The following is an 18,239-nucleotide window of genomic DNA, read 5'->3' as shown; positions in this document are numbered from 1 at the left end:
CTCAGATATCGAGCTGCTTGCGGATCGCCTCTACACGCTCGTCGCAGGTACGGCGTGCCTCGGTCAGTTGATCAGAATCCTTCGGAGAAGCATGTACCTCAATGTAAAACTTGATCTTAGGCTCCGTTCCCGACGGGCGGATAGAGAGCTTGGTGCCGCTAGCGGTAAAGAACTGAAGGACGTTGGACGTGGTGGGGAAGTCAAGCGTGTAGGTCTCGCCACTCACCTGATCTCTACCCTCCAGTGTGGAGTAATCCAATACCTCCGTCACCTGCTCGCCTGCAAGCTCTTGGAGGGGGTGATGACGGAAGTTCTTCATCATATCCTCGATTTCCTGAGCACCGGTTACGCCGGGACGCACCACGCTAATGGTCTTCTCGATGGAGTAGCCATACTCGAGATAGATCTTGTCGAGAAGCTGATAAAGCGTCATACCCTGCTCCAGTGCCCAGGCGAAGATCTCTCCCATAATGATACAGGCTGAGACAGAGTCCTTATCGCGGACGAAGTCTTCCCAGAGATAGCCGATACTCTCCTCACCACCACCGAGGTAGCGACGGGTGCCTTCGTTTTGCCTCATCACGCTGGCAATCCACTTGAAGCCGGTGTAGCAGTCGTAGAGCTCGACGTGACCTGCTTCAGCCACATTACGGATCAGGTCGGTGGTCACGATGGTCTTGACGAGATAGTCACTCTCGGACAGATCACCAATCTCCTGATGACGCTTGATCGCATAGTAGGCATAGAGGAGGCAGGTCTGGTTGCCGGTGAGTAGGACATACTTCCCCTCATTATCCTTACACCCCACAGCGAGACGGTCGGCATCGGGATCCGAGGCAAGGACGAGATCGGCATCCACCTGATGAGCCAGATCCAGCGCCATCTTCATCGCCTCAGGGTTTTCCGGATTGGGTGAGTCCACCGTGGGGAAGTCCCCATCGACCACCATCTGCTCCTTGACCGGATGGATGTTGTCAAATCCAGCCGCCTCCATAGCACGGACATTTATCTGGCTGCCGGTACCGTGAAGCGGTGTGTAGACAATGCAGAGGTCGTGGTGAGCCTTGATCGCCTCTGGAGTCAGCCGAGTCGTCAACAGAGCATCAATGTACTGCTTATCGAAGCTCTCATCGATGATCGTGATCAGATCCTCTCGTCCCTCAAACTTGATGTCACGTACGGAGCGGATCTTATTCACCTCCCCAATGATATTCTTATCATGAGGTGCGATGATCTGGGCCCCATCCTCCCAGTAGACCTTAAATCCATTGTACTCGCGCGGATTGTGAGAAGCGGTTACCATCCCTCCGCTCTGACAGCCGAAGTGACGAATCGCATAGGAGATCATCGGCGTAGGTCGGAGGCTCTTGAAGAGGTATACTCGGATGCCATTGGCAGTAAAGACATCAGCCACGATACGAGCAAAGGTCGTACTATTGTGGCGTCCGTCGTAGCCAACGACCACCTTAAGGTCTGCGTCCTCGCCAAACTCCTTGATCATATAGTTGGAGAGACCCTGAGTGGCAGCACCGATATTGTATTTATTCATACGATTGGTCCCGGCACCCATGATGCCCCGCATACCACCGGTGCCAAACTCAAGATCCCGGTAGAAGGCATCGACCAACTCCGCCGGATCCTCTGCGTCCAGGAGCCGCTGCACCTGACGGCGTGTCTCCTCATCATAGTCCTCAGAGAGCCACTTCTGAGCCCTCTCACGTGCCGAGGCGATTAAGCTTTCCGATACTGCCATAGCAATGTTACGATTATAGTATGTGATTATTATATTCTTTCGTACTACTGACACCGTGAGTGTCACTCTGAGTGGGATCGATGGGAAGAGCCCACTCTTTGTGGGACCGCCACAATCCATCCACACACAAATGTACCTTTTTTTCTCTACCCTCATAATCCGGTACAGACCTGTCGCGCCAAATCCGTATGGTGATGCCATCAAACTAATACCGGTATTAGTCCAAACTATAGTCGGTATTACTCAGCACTAATACCGGTAATAGTGAATGCTAATATCGGTAACAGAATTAGCGGATCACTTTATTCTGGAAACCAGACTATTGAGTTGATCTATATTCACCTCATAGAGACGGTCGGATTTAGATGGTTGGATCTATTGCATTTGCCCTGCCATTCTGCAGCAAAGTCCCATTCATTTCCTATAGACTGGTGGTGTATAGTGAACTAAGGAAGGCAAAAGGTTGCGGGCAATTTTGGGGAGCCGAGCGGAAAAAGTTAGATTTGCTTTGTGAGCGACACAACAGGTCGCCGCCAAGTCATAGTTATATAAGAAACTCACCTACCATGAAGTCTGATCAGCACTGCACACTGCGTGTCAGGGGTCAAGTCCTGGATCTCACCGAGGAGCCCGTCGTCATGGGCATCCTCAATCATACGCCGGACTCCTTCTATGCCGGGAGCCGTATCCAGGGGGAGGAAGCTGTCGAGGAGCGTATCGACAGGATCATCGCTGAGGGAGCCAAGATCATCGATGTGGGGGGCTACTCCTCCCGACCCGATGCGGACGACGTCTCCCCAGAGGAGGAGTGGCGACGGCTGCATGAAGTGCTTACCGCTATACGTCGCCACTATCCCGATGTAATTGTCAGTGTAGACACCTTCCGCGGGGAGGTGGCTCGCAGGTGCATTGAGGAAGGCGGTGCCGATATCATTAACGATATATCCGGCGGACTAATTGACCCAGAGATGCTCCCGACGGCAGCACAGCTCGACGTTCCCTATATCCTGATGCATATGAGGGGCACACCCAAGACTATGCAGAAGCAGCTCCACTACGATGGTCGAGTCGCCGACGGAGCTATTACGGAGCTACTCAGTCAGCTGCAGAAGGCTCGTGAGCTCGGTATGAGGGACGAGAATATCATCGTAGACCCGGGATTTGGATTCTCGAAAAACACGGAGCAGAACTGGGAAATGATGGCGGACCTCGACAAATGGGGCGACCTTGGGTACCCACTTCTCGTGGGCATCAGCCGGAAGAGCATGATCTATAAGCTCTTTGGATACACTCCATTTGAGGCGCTGAATGGGACCACCTTCCTCAACACATACTCACTCCTTCATGGGGCACACATACTGCGGGTGCATGATGTGCGTGAGTGCGTGGAGTGCGTACGTATGTATCAGGAGCTTCGCCGACTCTCTGACGAGGACGCCAAGCCGATCGACTAAGTAGTATCCTACTATGTATGGAGTGGCTATCCTTTAATTTCGTCGACGTACTCGACATACTTCTCTTTAGCGTCCTGCTCTACTATCTCTTCAGGGCGCTGCGCAAGGGGGGCAATAGCACGCTCCTCGTCGGCATCATTACCTTCGTGATGATGTGGGTGCTCTTCTCCCGGATCCTCAGTATGCGCCTCATGGGGCGGATCATGGATTATATGATGGGGATGGGGCTGCTGGTGCTGGTGATCCTCTTCCAGGACGACATACGGCGCTTCCTCACCCTGCTGGGCTCGACGAATAAGTGGCTCTCTCCGGAGAAGATCTTCCGTCAGCGCAAGCGCGACCAGGCGAAGCAGCAGGAGGCCTCGTACATTGCGATGATGACCTTTGCCTGCCTCCGTATGGCGAAGAAGAAGGTGGGGGCGCTGATCGTCATTGAGAATAACGTCGACCTAACACCGATAGCACACACCGGTGAGCTGCTAAATGCGGATGTCAACTCGCGACTACTGGAGAACATATTCTACGAAGGGTCTCCGCTCCACGACGGAGCACTGATCATCCGGGATCGGCACATCCTCGCCGCAGCCTGCATCCTGCCTGTCGCCCATGGCAGCTCGCTGCCAAAGGAGATGGGCCTGCGCCATCGCTCCGGACTGGGGGTAAGTCAGCAGTCGGATGCTCGCGTCATCATCGTCAGTGAGGAGCGCGGGGAGATCACCATAGCGTACCGCGGGGAGATCGTTCGCCAGGTCGACTCCGACGGACTGCGCCGCTTCCTCTCTTCAGACTTCTCCGATCTCTCGACTATTGGACCGATACTGGCTCCGGCAGCAGCGTGAGATCTTACATTGGAACAATAACTTTTTGATACAAAGAAATGAAAGGATTTATACAGTCTGAGGAGCCGATCCTCACCCGACACTCGCAGTATGACCTCAATGACTCCCATCCTACCGGGATCGAGAAGGTGGAGGAGCTGCTGGGGAATATTCTACTCACTACCCCATCAGCCTTTAATTCTCAGCCGGTCCGTATGGTACTCCTCACCGGGGCTGCGCACCGCCGTCACTGGGATCTGATCAAGAGTCTACTCATCGAAAAGTTAGGCGAAGAGAAGTATGCCGACGGCACTGCAGATAAGATCCGAGGGTTTCGTAATGCAGCAGGTACAGTGCTTTTCTTTGACGACGAGGAGGTGACGAAGTCACTTCAGGAACGCTTCCCGACCTATGCGCACAATTTCCCCCTATGGGCTGAGCAGGTGCAGGGCTCACACCAGTATGCCGCTTGGCTGGGACTGGTTGGGCTGGGCCTTGGCGCCAATCTCCAGCACTACAATGGTCTCGATGACGATCGGGTGCGAGAGGATGCTGGGGTGCCGTCGGAGTATCGATTTATTGCTGAGCTGGTCTTTGACGGGATGAATAGCGACACGGGTGAGGAGAAGGAGAAATTGCCACTCTCGAAGACCCTCCGCGTGGTCTCCGAGTAATCCTTGTACGCTTAGCACATAGTCATCGTGCGGCGGGTATTAGTCTTAGCATTTATGGTGACACTTCTTGTCACCCTCACGCCGGCACTGCTCTCAGCAGAGACAGTGCCGGCGTCTGAGGACTACCCCGCCCAGAGGGACAGTTTCCTCATCACCACGCAGGACTCGGTGCCGCTCTCCTTCACCATACCCAATATTACCGTGGAGATGCCACGGGGGAAGTACAGGAAAGAAGGAAATCCTGCCATCGCACTGGTGCTTGATGCGATGGAGAGTGAGCGAGACAGGCGAGACAGCATCGACTACAGCTACCACCTCCGTGGGGCTGATCGGCTGACCCTCTCGCTTGCCAACTTTGACCTGAAGGCAAAGTGGCTGAATACTCTCTTCCCCTTTTTCCCTAAGTACGTCACCCGCTCCCGGTTAGATGGGAAGTGGGTCCTACCCCTCTCCATCAGAGATCGGATCTCAGACTACGGGTATAGCGCCGAGGATAGTCAGTGGCGGGAGGTGATCCGATACTCTCGCCACACTGGGCTGGACCAGACCCTTGATGACGGGACAATGACCGTAGCGATCGAGGAACTCTTCCCGGAGGTCGATCTCTATGGCAGGGATGTCCGACTGCTCCAGACTCACTTTGCCAGTCCCCTCAGCCCCGACGGGCTCAGTCAGTACAAGTACTACCTCACCGACACGCTCGTCATGCGAGGGCAGGTGGCACAGACGGTTACCTTCTTCCCCTTCGTACCGAGTGATCCCACCTTCCGAGGGCATCTCTACTTCACCGTCACTGATCCGCCGCGCCTACTGAGGAGCGAACTCATCGTCCCTCAGTCCACCAACCTCAACTTTGTCGATGCACTCTCCATCACACAGGAATACGATCCCGCTCAGCCGGATAGGAGACAGGTGAGCGAGGAGACCCTCAGTCTCTCCTTCAGACTCTACTGGCGCTTGCTCTCACTCTACGTGGAGCAGACGAGGCATTATGACAACCACGAGGTGGTCAGCCCGGGGACTCCGACAGCCGGGTCAGACACCCTTCTCTACAGCGCCCCTCAGGCGATTACCGACCTCTCGTCCGACTCCACCGCAGTGCGATACAGACCGGAGACGGAGCGGATGCTCGCCTCCGACCAGGGACTCAAGGACTTCCTTGCCGAGGTTAAGGCAATACCGCTCTACCGCTTTCTCTTAGATGCGGCGGACATGATATCGCTCGGATACATAAGGACACAGTACGACCGGTACAAGCTCTTCGGTGGAAGCCACTTCGACATCGGCCCGATCACTAAGATGATTGGCTTCAATGAGGTGGAGGGTACCCGGATCCGGCTCGGCGGTCGGACGACCGGCTACATCTCTCCGCGATTCTTCCTCGAGGGGTATCTCGCTTACGGTTTCAGAGACCGGGAGCTGAAGCACTCCCTCTCCGTCATCTGGTCGTTTCTCCCGAAGGGGTACTTCCGGGAAGAGTTTCCGAGGGACGAGCTCCAGCTCTCCTACAGCCACGACCTCTTTACCCCCGGTCAGCTCTATGCGACCGACCCACAGGACAATACCTACTACCACTTCGGCACCACCTATCTCACCAACCGCTCCTACCGGAATATCTGGCAGCTGCAGTACCTCCACGACTACGGCTCCACACTGTCGCTGAGGGTCTACCTGCAGCATGTGACCGACACCCCGGCGGAGCACGGCTTTCCTTACCTGAAGGTGCAGCGGGATGGAGACCTGCTGCGCCAGTGGTCGATCACAGACTCCGCCGCCGGAGTGGAGGTTCGCTGGGCGCCCGGAGAGAGGATCCGTCCCGGGTCGATGGAGCGACACTCGCCCTTCAAGGACCTGATCAAGCGGGAGTACCCGGTGCTCTTCCTCAAGCACGAGACCGCCGCCCGCGTACTCGGGGGGGAGTACCTCCGACACCGAACGGAGATCCGACTGGAGCAGCGGTTGCCATTGGGCATCTGGGGACGCATGGATTACCAAGCAACGGTGGGCAAGCTATGGAATACGGTTCCCTTCCCTCTCCTGTACATTCCGCCGACCAATAGGGGCTTCTCCCTCCACGACAATGGATTTAAGATCCTCTACCCACTGGAGTATGTGGCAGACGAGTGGGCGACACTCTTCGCACAATGGCATATGAGGGGACTGATACTAAATAGGATCCCGCTGCTAAATAAGCTGAGCTTACGAGGTGTCTGGAGTCTCAACTATCTCTACGGCAACACGTCTAAGCTTAATCAGCAAGCACATGCGACGGACATTTTCATCCTTCCCACGATTGCCACAGAGATGCGCCACCAGAGCTATGTAGAGGTCGGTTTCGGTCTGGAGAATATCCTAAAGCTGGGACGCATCGATGTCTATCGCCGACTGACGGCACCGGGTGCGTACAGTCAAGGATCACCTTGGGCGGTCCGCGGCACGCTTCGAGTTGACTTTTAACGTAACATTCAGATGCGCTACCCTCTCCATAGACTCACTGTCGCAGTTCTCCTCTTACTGTTGTTACCACTTGCGGCTACTGCTCAAGAGACGAATCACCTCACTCTCTCTGCTTCGGCCGGCGTTGTTGCCCCCCAACTCCACCCAATCGGCGAAGTCAGTCTTAGGGGAAGCAGCACCCTATTCACCCCAAGGCTCAATATCGACTACAACCTCTCGTACAAGGACGGGACTCAGACCGATGATGAGATGAGGGCAAACTGGACCGGGGGACTGCACAATCGCTATATCGGAAACTATCAGCTGAGACACACTAAAAGCCGTCGGATGGGGCTCTTCGCCGGAGGGACTCTCCACTGGATCGTCTCCAATCGGGACTGGGTCAACCTCAGCGGCAACCTCAAGCTTCAGGACACCTGGGATCAGCGGTATCACCTCGGGATCAATAATATCGTACCTCTTGAGGTAGAGGGTCATACCACGTACTCAGGCGAGCTGGAGCGACTGACTCGAGCCGGCGGGGCTCTACCAGACCGCTACCCCGGATGGAACGGTGCACGACTGAAGCAAAAATGGACCGGCGGGCTTACTCTCTCCGGTGACCACCGTCTGCCAAGCTCCTCGGCACATCTCTCCTGGTCGATCGACCATCAGCTCTATGAGGAAGACTGCCCCAATGAGCGGGTGGTCGCTCACCACCTGCCGGACACTGAGGTAAGGACTGAGATCGGAGCCAGACACCTCCCTCGACTATCGTATGAGGAGGTAAGCGAGCGGTCGTACGGTTTCCGCAAGATCAGTGAGAAAACAACTCACCTCGGTGAGATCAGCTACGGTGCTAAGGCAAAGCTGAATGTAGAACTGGCAGAGGGCGTTCTGACCCTCCTCCTCTCCGGTAGGCGTCTGCACGCTTCGGAGAACGACACATCTGAGAAGGTCTATCCACTGCTCGGCGCCCACTTCCCTACCTTTGCCTCCATGCCGAAGCGAGATCTCACTGATGCCGCCTACCTCGGCGGAAGAGGGGTGCTCTACAGTCTCGGCTCCCTAGTAGATCACCGATATGTGCACGACTTAGACACATGGGACGAGAAGAGTTTCTCTCGCTCGCCAAATATCCCCAGCTATCTACCTGCTAGCTTCGACGTAGTGACCAATCAGGCTGAGGGGCTGGTCGAGTGGCGACGTAACCTGCTCGCCGATCGGCTTTCCTTGACGCTCGGGAGCACCATCAGAGGCTATCGACTCAGTTATCTCTGCCACACAGTGGTGGAGAATAGAGCAGGCGATGATGTCTCCGACGCCAGGCAGTACCTTGCCCTCCTCCCCTACCTCTCCCTTGACCACACCGCCGACAGCGGCTGGCTCTCCTCTCTCTCCCTCTCCACCGATCAGGTATTGCCTCCCTACAAGGGGATGATCCCCTACAACAAACACTCGAGTACCGACCACACTGTGGAGATGGGGCAAAGGGGACTGCGACCCGAGTATCGGATGTCTATCAGCGCCGCCGTCCGTAAGGAATGGGAGGAAAACCATCTCTCTGCCTCATTCGACTGGATCGGATCGCAGGACTACCTCTACAGATATGTGGATCCGGACCTCACTCGAGAAGACTTCGGCAAGGTGATTCCTCGACAGAAGAGTGCAGTTCCCACGGATGGGCACTGGTCGCTGGAGACAATTTGTAATGCGCCCTTTGCTCAGTCTCTTGGACTGACCCTGGAAGCGCGCTACAAACTGAGCCACCTGCCCTCTCCGCTACTGAGACCGATCGGGGTGAGGCTGAAGTACCGACTTATAGGATCGGACACTTCGCCCGTAGAGACCCTACATTATGCCCGAAGAGAGCGAATCCCCCTACTTGGTATTGCGGGCCATAGCCTCATCAGCTCCATAGACTACACGACTGAACTGTGGGGCGTGACGGTCACAGGGGACTACGCCTCAGACCGGTGTGTCAGTGTGGGAGAGAGTGCCAGTGATGATCTCTACGAGAACTCATCCCTACGCCTCTCCACAGAAGCACACGCCAGATTCTCAGATCGTATCCTACTTGTCTTCCGTGGAGACAACCTACTTAATACCCCTACAAAGCTCTACCAGGGGTCAGGCAATTACCTCTATCATCTTGCCTACGACGGACCAAGGCTGATGATAGGCTTTAGCTACACCCTTCCAGACTGATCCTATGACTAATCACACACTTAGCCTGCTGGTGTCAGCAGTTCTTATCCTCCTCACGGGGTGCAAAATGGATCCCGACTACACCCTGCCTGGTGGCGAGAGTAGCGAGGCGATCCTCCTCGGCGACATCACCGAGGACTTTGTGCTCAGTACTGGGAGATACCACCTCGAGGGGACGGTTCGGGTCCGAAGGGGCGCTACACTGACGATAGAGCGAGGGACGGTGATCGGCTCGATGCCAGGCTTCGATAAGTACATCCTAGTGGAACAAGGGGCAAAGATTCGGATCCTCGGAACAGCTGAGGAGCCAGTAGTCCTATGCGCGGACAAGGGGTACGATCTCCCCGGCTACTGGGGGGGACTGATCATCAATGGGAATGCCCCCATCTGCGGTGCCACTCACCGGGTGGCGGAGGTGGATGAGGCGGAGCGCGACCAATACTATGGCGGGGACGACCCCGATGATGACTCCGGGGAGATACACTACCTGATCATCGACAGCCCCGGTGCAAGCCTGACGGCGGACGTGGAGCACAATGGACTCACACTCAATGGCGTCGGCTCCGAGACCGAAATCGACCACGTAGCGATCCTTAGTTCAGGAGATGATGGGCTGGAGTGCTTCGGAGGGACAGTGTCACCCCATACGATCCTTGTGAGAGGGGCGGAGGATGACTTGGTTGACCTGACGGACGGCTACCGCGGCTCCATCAGTCGTCTCTATGGCATCTATAGCTCGGAGAGCAGGGAGAGAGGGGAGGAGAACCTCTGCCTGATTGAGGTAGACGGCAATCTGGATGGGCGCTATCCCGATGCGGCAGGGATGACCTCAGCAACAATCACAGACTGCACTCTGGAGGTGAGAGGGAAGGGTCCTGACTATGGGGTATTCGTGCGTCGCGGGGGCGCCATCGACCTGAGCAGGTGTGAGTTCCTTGGGTCCGGCAGGGTAGGACAACTCCTCCGATGCGAGAGCGAGGAGGGACGATCCACGATCACCGGCACTTACTCCAGCCGCCTGACTGCCTCCCACCCCGGCTCCATGGTAGGCATCACGGCTCAGGAGTCTGAGCAGATCACCGGCTGCGACCTCAGCTTATTTGATTGGGTAGAGCGTTACTATCAGCGTGCAGAAGCGGCCGATCAGAGGTAAGCGACCCTTCAGGCTCAGGGATTTTTCTTTTACCGATATTAGATGACACTAATACCGGTAAAAGATTCACCTAATATCGGTATTAGATTTATCCCACATTTTCATCTGCTCGGCACGCTGAAGCAAGCGTCCGGAGGAAAGAGCGTATGCCGAAAATTGGGTAACTTTAGCCCCGGAAATAAAGGCTTGACACATGACCTCTAAGCACCCTATATATATCTACGTAGCCATCATCCTCGGTGGGGTCGTCGCCCTACTCTCCGGCTGTCATCCATTTGGGACAATCGGACCTCTGGAGAGCAACAAAACGGACTTCCAAAACGTTGCCGCCGAGGGCGATACGCTGAAGGTGATCATCTCCTCCGACCGAAAGTTCGTCCCCGTAACGGAGACTGACTGGCTATCGGCCAACCTTCCCACCGGCAGGAGTCGGAACAAGGTTACCATCAATGTACGTCCCAATCTCTCCGACAAAGAGCGTGTCGGAGAGATAGCCTTTGTAATAGCCGAGGACGAGGAGGGAGAAAAGGACAAAGTGAGCATCACGGTCCATCAGCGGGGTCGCGACCAGAGTTTTGCCATCGACAGCGTCATGTACGAGATCCCGCTCATCTTCCACGTCATCACCAATCCTGAGGACATTGCCAAGAAGGATGCTCAGAATAACGACAACGATCCGAATAATGACTATACGAAGGTGACCGGTTCGTCTCTACAAAAACTGGTCGAGCAAGTGAATCAGCTCTACTCCGGCAATCCTCCCTATCCTAAGGCTATGATGAAGGGGAAGGAGTACAACAGAGCCGGTCTTACGAACTCCAGGATCCGTTTTGTTCTCGCCACCAAAGATCCTGACGGCAAGCGACTGTCGCCCTCTGGAATCACCTCACATGATATGACTGAGCGGGCTCTCGACCCGGCCGCAGTGATGCAGGACAAGAAGGGCGGCACCTACCACTCGATGAGCTACCCGATCAGCAGATACATCAATGTCTATGTCTTCCCATTTAAGCACGGTAAAGATGTGGGTCAGATCACTCTGGGGAGCTCCCATTTGCCCTATCTTGTCACGGAGCACAAGCTGGAGGGACTCGGTACCTGGGACAGGGTTATCAAGGGATTCGACAACTATAATCACTGCATTGTGCTGAACTATCAGCAGTTTGAGAACCGCGTCAAGGAGACTCAGTCGATCAGTAGGATCCACGAGACACTCACACCTGCGGCGGTGACACTTGCCCACGAACTGGGGCACTACCTCGGACTGGGCCATGTCTTTGCGGAGAAAAAGTCGGAGGGAGAGACAAGCGTCCTACAGCTGACTGAAGAGTGTATCGACAGCGACTTTGTGGATGACACGCCGTCATATAATCGGATCGCCTACAATCGGGTGATGAGTGAGCAGATCGCGGCTCTAGAGTCAAGCCAGGGATCGACCGCCCAGTCTGTCCTCACCTCTCTACTAGCCCGCGACCTATGCGACGGGAGGTTCAATCAGACCTCCTTTAACCTCATGGACTACGAGGTCTCCTATAACGACCGCTTTACCCCGGGTCAGATATCCCGGATGAGACAGGTGCTCTACTATAGCCTCACGGTGCCGGGAGACAAACTGGTCAGCCCGACGAGATCGACTCTCAGGGCGCATGAAGTGAGTGCCATCGGTCGTCCGGTGGCGGTTGAGTGCAAGACACATATCCTTACTAAGCCAATACCATGAGACGAAGACGATCACGCGTTGTAGCACTACTCCACGGGAGGCGGGACCTACTCGTGTACCTCCTGGTGATGCTCCTCCTGGGATTCTTCAGCCTCTACGGTCTGGGAAATGCGACTCCGAAGGAGAAAGCGACAGCCGGTCTGGTGGAGCAACTGTGTCTACTGGATAAGGCCGGAGAGCTCACGACCACTGATCTCCTTACCCGAAGCACCTCACCGATCTACGAGGGCTCCGTGCTCCTGATGCATCAGATGATAGATAATGGCGATGATCCGATATCGCTCGCAGCGCTACGGATGCCGACTCTGCTTGCTGCGATTCTCCTCGGGGTCTTTTTCTTCATCTTCATCTGCCGAGAGCGCAGCCGATCTATTGCTCGAGTGTCGCTATTTTTCCTCATAGCCACGCCCCTTTTTCACTACTTCTTCATCACTGGCGGTCCGGCTATGCTGGGTGCTCTCTTCGGGACCCTCGCCCTGCTGGTCTGCCACGACGTGGTGGCAAGTAAGAGTAAGCATCCGGTGGGTCCCATACTGCTCTGCGGCATTCTCCTCGCTCTCGCCGGGCTGTCGGTGGGATCCGGGGGAGTGGTCATACCGGCACTTGCTGTGCTCATATGGGGCCTACTCGGGAGCGAAGGGGCTAAGGGGCGACTCTGGATACCTATTACATCCATTGTCTTGGCCGTACTGCTCGTAGCACTTGCCGCAATCTTACCGGGTGAGTGCCACTGGCTAACGCATGAGTCTGGACGGTGGTCCAGCCGTGGTCTCTGGGGATGCCTTCTGACACTTTTGCCCTGGGGAGTCGTGGTCCTGATGAATGAGAAGAAGCACAGTCTGCGGCACCTGTCTGCGGAGGGACTGGCTCTTCTGACGATTATCTCTGCTCTTGTCTACAACCTCGTCTCCGGGACAAGCGATCCGACGCCCTCCCTTGTCGTAGCTCCATTCATCTGTCTGATTGCCGGTGAGTCCTTCCGCTCACTTCTGAGTAGCAGAGCTAAGCGACTCAACACCTTCTCTCTCGTGATCAATGTCCTGGGACTGGTGGTGCTGGGGGTACTGATCTTTGTCCTCACTGGTCCGAGTGAGTCGGTCAACACCTTCATCTCCACCCTCAGCGGATCCCAGGGTGCTATCGGTGTCGCTGCTATGCGTGAGGCAGTCAGAGCGCACATGGCTCTCTGCCTACTCCTCATGGTAGGACCTGGTGTGGCCGCGCTAACTATGGTCTACCAGCGTGTCCGGGGGAGTGAGACAAAGCAGGCATACAGCAGTATCCTGATGGTGATCCTGATCACTCTGGCGACTGACCTGCCCCTGCTAGCTCTCATGGGTTCGCTATAGGTCCATGACCAGGTCCAGAGGTAAGATACTCTTCTCGTCTCTTCTCTTCTGTGCGATACTCTTCGTCACAGGAGGAGGCTGTCAGTCACACCGTCCTCCTCTCGGTGAGATAGTGATAGACACGGATCTACCGGTCATCTCTGAGGAACCTCTTGCTCTGGGGATCACCCTTGACATCGGGTGTGGAGGTAGAGACCTCCTGTCACCAAACTTGATCCCTAATGCTGCGTTTGAGTTGGCTCCTCCGCTGACTCATTGTGGCTACGACCCGAAGACATCCACCCTGATCACGCCAAACGGATACAAGACCTTTTACCCCACTCCAAACTCCCTCTATGGCTGGGGAGCTATCAGTGGTGAAGTATCTGTAGGGGAAGGGAGGACCTTCTACAAGGAGTCGTCACACTACCTTACCCTTAGGCCGAAAGACACGGACTCTATACCTTGCAGGATAGTGAGCACGCTTGATCCGTTAGAGGTAAAGCATGGAGAACGCTACCGACTCAGCTGTTTCCTCAGTAGTGACCTGGCGGAGCTAAGAGCGACTTTAGTCAGGGACACGACATCCATGAACCCTGTCTCATCAGTCGCTACCATCAGGGGAAATGTCTATTGGAGCCGTCAGGAAGTAGAGCTGGAGGTGACTTCCGACTCTGATACGGCATACCTGATGCTTGAGTCGAAGCCGCTGATGCGATCAGCGGAAGAGTCCGGATTTCCCCAGCCACGAGGTTATGTCTCTATTGATGAGCTTTGGCTCACAAGCATAGCAGACCATTCGGATCCTGAGGTTCCTTTGCCCAATCATCTGATAAAGCTACTCAGGGGACTTTCTCCTGCCTTTGTCCGATTTCCAGGCGGCCGGACAGCTAATGGATACTACCCCGGTAGCTATCCGATACCCCACTACGGGCGACAGGACACCTTATCGCTCTGGACCATAAGTGGCACAGAGTACACGGGAAACTTTGGTCTCTCTAAGCTCATCAAAGTCTCTGACCGCCTTAATGCCAGACCGATGGTAGTAGCCAATGCAGGAATTACCGATCCGACCGCATTCCCGAGGTACGAAGACCCATCAGAGATCGAGAAACGAGCTCAATACCTGTCACGATTAGCCATAAACCCTAAACTGCTCATCCAAATCGGCTACGGACTCTCATCGGCAGAGTATAGAAGACGCTTCCGACTCTATGCCACTACCATCGCTCAGGACAATCTTGTAGCAGCAGGTCCTCTGACAGACTCGACCACCCACTTCAGCGACTTTGCCTTCAATCTCAATCTCTCGGACATCAGTACGCCACGCCTTCTCCCCTTACTCCCTGACGCAAATAAGAGTCTACAGACCAGGAGGCAGAAGATGATGATCGGGGAAGCCACCTTTGCTGACCCGCAGTCACTGCCGGTCTTCCTTCCCCCTCTGGTCCAGAGAGCTGCATTTCTCGTAGAGGCGGAGCGGAATACTCCACTCCTGGAGGGTGTCGGCATCGCTCCCCTTCTTTCTGCTGACCCTAATGACTATCCACTGATAGTAGTAAGGGGAGCTCAGTATCATCCCACTACCATCTACGACTTTGTTTCCCTTTTCCAAGAGACCAGAGGGGATCAGGTGCACGAGATAGAGAGTCACGATGACATCTGTCTCTCACTGACCTCTGACCGCGACAGGAAGCACTACTATCTCCGAGGTGTTAATCTCACAAGACACCCACTCACATACAGGGTGAGAGTAACAGGAAAGAGACAGAAGGTCAGTAAGGTACGGATCACACGCTTTGCTCCCAGCGCCTCGACTACAACTTCTGATCTATCAAAGTACAACAACTATGTGCACACCAGTGAAGAACTCAGCCTGCCGCTCAAGAAGGGGTTTGATCTGACGCTGGATCCGTACGAAGTGGTATTGCTGGATTTATCAGAGTAGTCCATAGAAGATGCGATAATTCATGGAACAGAGATTGGCTATGTCAAAACTACTTTCTATATTTGTCCGAGTGTATTACCACTAGTTATAATCATCGTATATGAAAACTATCATTGTTTACGGTTCCTCTACCGGAACCACCAAAGACATCGCTGACCGCATCGCCGAAAAGTTTGGCGTAGCTGCTGATGACGTACGTGACGCTGCTGACTTCGATGCAGAGGATGTAGCTAACTACGACCTTCTGATCTTCGGAAGCAGCACCTGGGATGATGGCGAGCTGCAGGACGACTGGTCCGACCTCGTAGAAGACATTGCTGACCAGGATCTCTCCGGCAAGAAGGTTGCCCTCTTCGGATGCGGCGACAGCGAGGGCTACGGAGATACCTTCTGCGATGCTGTGGGTATCCTCAAGGAGGAGCTCAGCAACAGCGGCTGCACCTTCGTAGGTGCTATCAGCAAGGATGGCTACGAGTATGAGGCAAGCCGTGCCGAGGAGGGTGGCAAGCTGGTAGGCTGCTGCCTCGACGAGGACAACCAAGATGACCTCACCGACGAGCGTATCGACCGCTGGGTAGAGGCTGTCAAGAGTGCCCTTTGATAGCTGATCCGTAGATCAATCCTCTATATATAGCAAAGAGGCTGCATGCTATTAAGCATGCAGCCTCTTTTTTTTCGTCTAATCCGAGGGATTACTTCTTCTTCAGCTCATCACGGATCTCGCGGAGCAGCTGGATATCCTCAGGCGTAGGTGCCGGCTCAGCAGGCTTCTCAGCCTCCTTCCGCTTAAAGCTATTGACCGCCTTGACCATTAGGAAGATTGCCCAGGCGATGATCAGGAAGTCTACCACCGTCTGGATAAACTGACCATACATAATGGCAGCCTCAGGCTTGACGATCTCTCCATCAGCCCCAATAACAGCAGGGCTGAGGACAGCCTTCAGGTCCGAGAAATTCACCTTCCCGAGGAGCATCCCGATGGGAGGCATCAGCACGTCATCCNCAAAGGAGGAGACAATCTTACCGAAGGCTCCGCCGACGATGACACCGACAGCCATATCAAGGACGTTACCGCGCATGGCAAACTCCTTGAATTCTTTCATCATACTCATATCGTGATCTAAGTTTTGAATTAAAAAATCTTGAATCTTAGTATTATTACCCATTCCAATCAGTCATTACATCGTAAACCCTCCCTGATCGTCAGAGAAACCTCCTCCCGAGAGCGGGTCGTCGACAGACGGACCGTTTATACTTGAGGAGAAGGTAGACTGGTAGTCGTCATTGATATTGCTATCCAGTGCGGAGGAGAAGCGGATGAGATCACCCTCAAAGCGAAGGTAGACATCCCCCACCCGACCATTACGGTGCTTGGCGATGATGATCTGAGCCAGGCCTCTCATATCGCGATTGTTCTCATCCGTAAGTATGCCGTAGTACTCAGGTCGGTGGATGAAGATGACCATATCCGCATCCTGCTCGATCGCCCCCGACTCACGCAGGTCTGAGAGCTGAGGGCGGCGACCCTCCTTATTCCGCTTCTCCAGCTCACGATTGAGCTGAGAGAGAGCAATGACAGTGATGCCGAGCTCCTTAGCAAGCTGCTTCAGCGAGCGAGAGATAGTGCTCACCTCCTGCTCACGATTGGCATTATTCTTCAGCCCACTGGCTGTCATCAGCTGCAGGTAGTCGATGAAGATCACCCGCACGCCATACTTCCGCACCAGCCGGCGGACTCTGGACCGGAGGTCAAAGATCGAGATGCTTGCCGTGTCGTCGATGATTATGGGCGCCTCCTCCATCGGACCGAGTCCATAGAAGAGTGTATGCATCTGCTCATCCGTCAGGGTTCCTCTCTTGATGTCCTCATTGGGGATAGAGGTATGCATCGAGATAAGACGCTTCGTCAGCTGGTCCTCTCCCATCTCGAGTGAGAAAAAGGCGACCGGCACCTTGTAGTCCATCGCCATATTGAGGGCCATGGAGAGGGCAAAAGCGGTTTTACCCATCGCCGGACGAGCTGCGAGGATCACCAGATCCGTAGGCTGCCAGCCAAAGGTGATTTCATCCAAGTCCCGGAAGCCGGTATTCACACCGCTCATACCATCCTTCCTCTCTGCAGCATTGCGGATCTCCTGCAGGGTATTAGGCAACAGCTCCTTGATGGTCTTCATCTCGTTGCTATTGATCCCCTGAGAAATATTGAAGAGCTCCTGCTCCGAGTCCTGCAGGAGATCCCCTACCCCGATCTCCTCATCGAAGGAGTTTTGGATCACCCGGTTACCGAAGGAGATAAGGTTACGCTGCACCATCTTATCATAAAGAATGCGTGCGTGATAAGGCAGATCAGCGGTGCTATTGACGATCGAGGCGAGCGTCGCGATATAGCCCATCCCCCCGACAGAGCGTAGCGTGCCATTGAGCTTCAGCTTCTCCACCACCGTCTGCGTGTCCACCGGGCTATCCTCCAGCGTCAGCTGCTGGATGGCCTCGAAGATCATCGCATTCTTTGGGTCGTAGAAGCAGTCCTTCACCAAGACCTCATCGATCTGGGCAAAAGCCGACCGCTCAAGTATCAGCGCGCCAAGTACGGTACGCTCCAGCTCAAGGTTGTGCGGTGGCACACGACTGGCGAGGATGCGCGAGAGACCCTCCCTCACGAAGGTCGAGTCCTGCGGTGTCGCCTCCCCTTGGGGCGGGACCGGTGCCGATGGCGTAGCAGTTGTATCCTGATCAGACATAGTTTT

The 18,239-nt window shown here is 54.9% G+C and carries 13 protein-coding genes; 10 read left to right on the top strand and 3 right to left on the bottom strand.

What is annotated here, in order from left to right:
* Window position 1: 1 nt before the first annotated feature.
* Complete coding sequence (locus B088_RS00215) at window positions 2-1,753, bottom strand: phospho-sugar mutase (protein WP_018106390.1); 1,752 nt, start codon at window positions 1,751-1,753, stop codon at window positions 2-4.
* A 566-nt stretch (window positions 1,754-2,319) separates the two neighbouring features.
* On the opposite strand from B088_RS00215, the gene folP reads away from it, so the two are divergent.
* The 10 genes from folP (at window position 2,320) to B088_RS00165 (ending at window position 16,093) form a co-directional block, all read left to right on the top strand.
* Complete coding sequence (gene folP, locus B088_RS00210; RefSeq protein ID WP_018106389.1) at window positions 2,320-3,207, top strand: dihydropteroate synthase; 888 nt, start codon at window positions 2,320-2,322, stop codon at window positions 3,205-3,207.
* Window positions 3,208-3,224: 17 nt separating this feature from the next.
* Window positions 3,225-4,046 (top strand): diadenylate cyclase CdaA, encoded by an 822-nt coding sequence (gene cdaA / locus B088_RS00205; RefSeq protein ID WP_018106388.1) that lies wholly within the window; start codon window positions 3,225-3,227, stop codon window positions 4,044-4,046.
* A 38-nt stretch (window positions 4,047-4,084) separates the two neighbouring features.
* Complete coding sequence (locus B088_RS00200) at window positions 4,085-4,699, top strand: nitroreductase family protein (protein WP_018106387.1); 615 nt, start codon at window positions 4,085-4,087, stop codon at window positions 4,697-4,699.
* 54 nt (window positions 4,700-4,753) lie between these two features.
* The gene (locus B088_RS00195) at window positions 4,754-7,156 is read left to right on the top strand and encodes a DUF5686 family protein (protein ID WP_018106386.1); all 2,403 of its coding nucleotides are present in this window, start codon (window positions 4,754-4,756) and stop codon (window positions 7,154-7,156) included.
* A gap of 12 nt (window positions 7,157-7,168) precedes the next feature.
* Window positions 7,169-9,343, top strand: coding sequence for a hypothetical protein (locus tag B088_RS00190; RefSeq protein WP_155802222.1), 2,175 nt, complete (start codon window positions 7,169-7,171; stop codon window positions 9,341-9,343).
* Window positions 9,344-9,347: 4 nt separating this feature from the next.
* Window positions 9,348-10,496: a hypothetical protein gene (locus B088_RS00185; protein ID WP_155802220.1), complete on the top strand. Its 1,149-nt coding sequence runs from the start codon at window positions 9,348-9,350 to the stop codon at window positions 10,494-10,496.
* Between the two features lie 193 nt (window positions 10,497-10,689).
* Window positions 10,690-12,216, top strand: coding sequence for a zinc-dependent metalloproteinase lipoprotein (locus B088_RS00180; RefSeq protein ID WP_018106383.1), 1,527 nt, complete (start codon window positions 10,690-10,692; stop codon window positions 12,214-12,216).
* Window positions 12,213-13,565 carry an ArnT family glycosyltransferase gene (locus tag B088_RS00175; protein WP_026170397.1) on the top strand — a complete coding sequence of 451 codons (1,353 nt, stop codon included), beginning with the start codon at window positions 12,213-12,215 and terminating at the stop codon, window positions 13,563-13,565. The genes B088_RS00180 and B088_RS00175 overlap by 4 nt, the downstream gene beginning before the upstream one ends.
* Before the next feature lie 4 nt (window positions 13,566-13,569).
* Window positions 13,570-15,492: an alpha-L-arabinofuranosidase C-terminal domain-containing protein gene (locus B088_RS00170; protein ID WP_155802218.1), complete on the top strand. Its 1,923-nt coding sequence runs from the start codon at window positions 13,570-13,572 to the stop codon at window positions 15,490-15,492.
* A gap of 100 nt (window positions 15,493-15,592) precedes the next feature.
* Complete coding sequence (locus tag B088_RS00165) at window positions 15,593-16,093, top strand: flavodoxin (RefSeq protein ID WP_018106380.1); 501 nt, start codon at window positions 15,593-15,595, stop codon at window positions 16,091-16,093.
* 91 nt (window positions 16,094-16,184) lie between these two features.
* On the opposite strand, the gene mscL is transcribed toward B088_RS00165, so the two are convergent.
* Both mscL and dnaB read right to left on the bottom strand, forming a co-directional pair.
* Window positions 16,185-16,604 carry a large-conductance mechanosensitive channel protein MscL gene (gene mscL / locus B088_RS00160; protein ID WP_018106379.1) on the bottom strand — a complete coding sequence of 140 codons (420 nt, stop codon included), beginning with the start codon at window positions 16,602-16,604 and terminating at the stop codon, window positions 16,185-16,187.
* 66 nt (window positions 16,605-16,670) lie between these two features.
* Complete coding sequence (gene dnaB, locus B088_RS00155) at window positions 16,671-18,233, bottom strand: replicative DNA helicase (protein WP_018106378.1); 1,563 nt, start codon at window positions 18,231-18,233, stop codon at window positions 16,671-16,673.
* Window positions 18,234-18,239: the final 6 nt, after the last annotated feature.

This window comes from Porphyromonas bennonis DSM 23058 = JCM 16335 (genome assembly GCF_000375645.1).
Lineage (GTDB): Bacteria > Bacteroidota > Bacteroidia > Bacteroidales > Porphyromonadaceae > Porphyromonas_A > Porphyromonas_A bennonis.
The sequence above is the reverse complement of the archived record's forward strand: the minus strand, read 5'-3'. Positions and strand labels throughout refer to the sequence as shown.

What these genes read in the sequence shown, in the direction of transcription:
- B088_RS00195 (WP_018106386.1), top strand. Translation starts at nt 4,754, where the DNA reads ATGGTGACACTTCTTGTCACCCTCACGCCGGCACTGCTCTCAGCAGAG.
- B088_RS00190 (WP_155802222.1), top strand. Translation starts at nt 7,169, where the DNA reads ATGCGCTACCCTCTCCATAGACTCACTGTCGCAGTTCTCCTCTTACTG.
- B088_RS00215 (WP_018106390.1), bottom strand. Translation starts at nt 1,753, where the DNA reads ATGGCAGTATCGGAAAGCTTAATCGCCTCGGCACGTGAGAGGGCTCAG.
- cdaA (WP_018106388.1), top strand. Translation starts at nt 3,225, where the DNA reads ATGGAGTGGCTATCCTTTAATTTCGTCGACGTACTCGACATACTTCTC.
- B088_RS00170 (WP_155802218.1), top strand. Translation starts at nt 13,570, where the DNA reads ATGACCAGGTCCAGAGGTAAGATACTCTTCTCGTCTCTTCTCTTCTGT.
- B088_RS00180 (WP_018106383.1), top strand. Translation starts at nt 10,690, where the DNA reads ATGACCTCTAAGCACCCTATATATATCTACGTAGCCATCATCCTCGGT.
- B088_RS00200 (WP_018106387.1), top strand. Translation starts at nt 4,085, where the DNA reads ATGAAAGGATTTATACAGTCTGAGGAGCCGATCCTCACCCGACACTCG.
- dnaB (WP_018106378.1), bottom strand. Translation starts at nt 18,233, where the DNA reads ATGTCTGATCAGGATACAACTGCTACGCCATCGGCACCGGTCCCGCCC.
- B088_RS00185 (WP_155802220.1), top strand. Translation starts at nt 9,348, where the DNA reads ATGACTAATCACACACTTAGCCTGCTGGTGTCAGCAGTTCTTATCCTC.
- B088_RS00165 (WP_018106380.1), top strand. Translation starts at nt 15,593, where the DNA reads ATGAAAACTATCATTGTTTACGGTTCCTCTACCGGAACCACCAAAGAC.
- folP (WP_018106389.1), top strand. Translation starts at nt 2,320, where the DNA reads ATGAAGTCTGATCAGCACTGCACACTGCGTGTCAGGGGTCAAGTCCTG.
- B088_RS00175 (WP_026170397.1), top strand. Translation starts at nt 12,213, where the DNA reads ATGAGACGAAGACGATCACGCGTTGTAGCACTACTCCACGGGAGGCGG.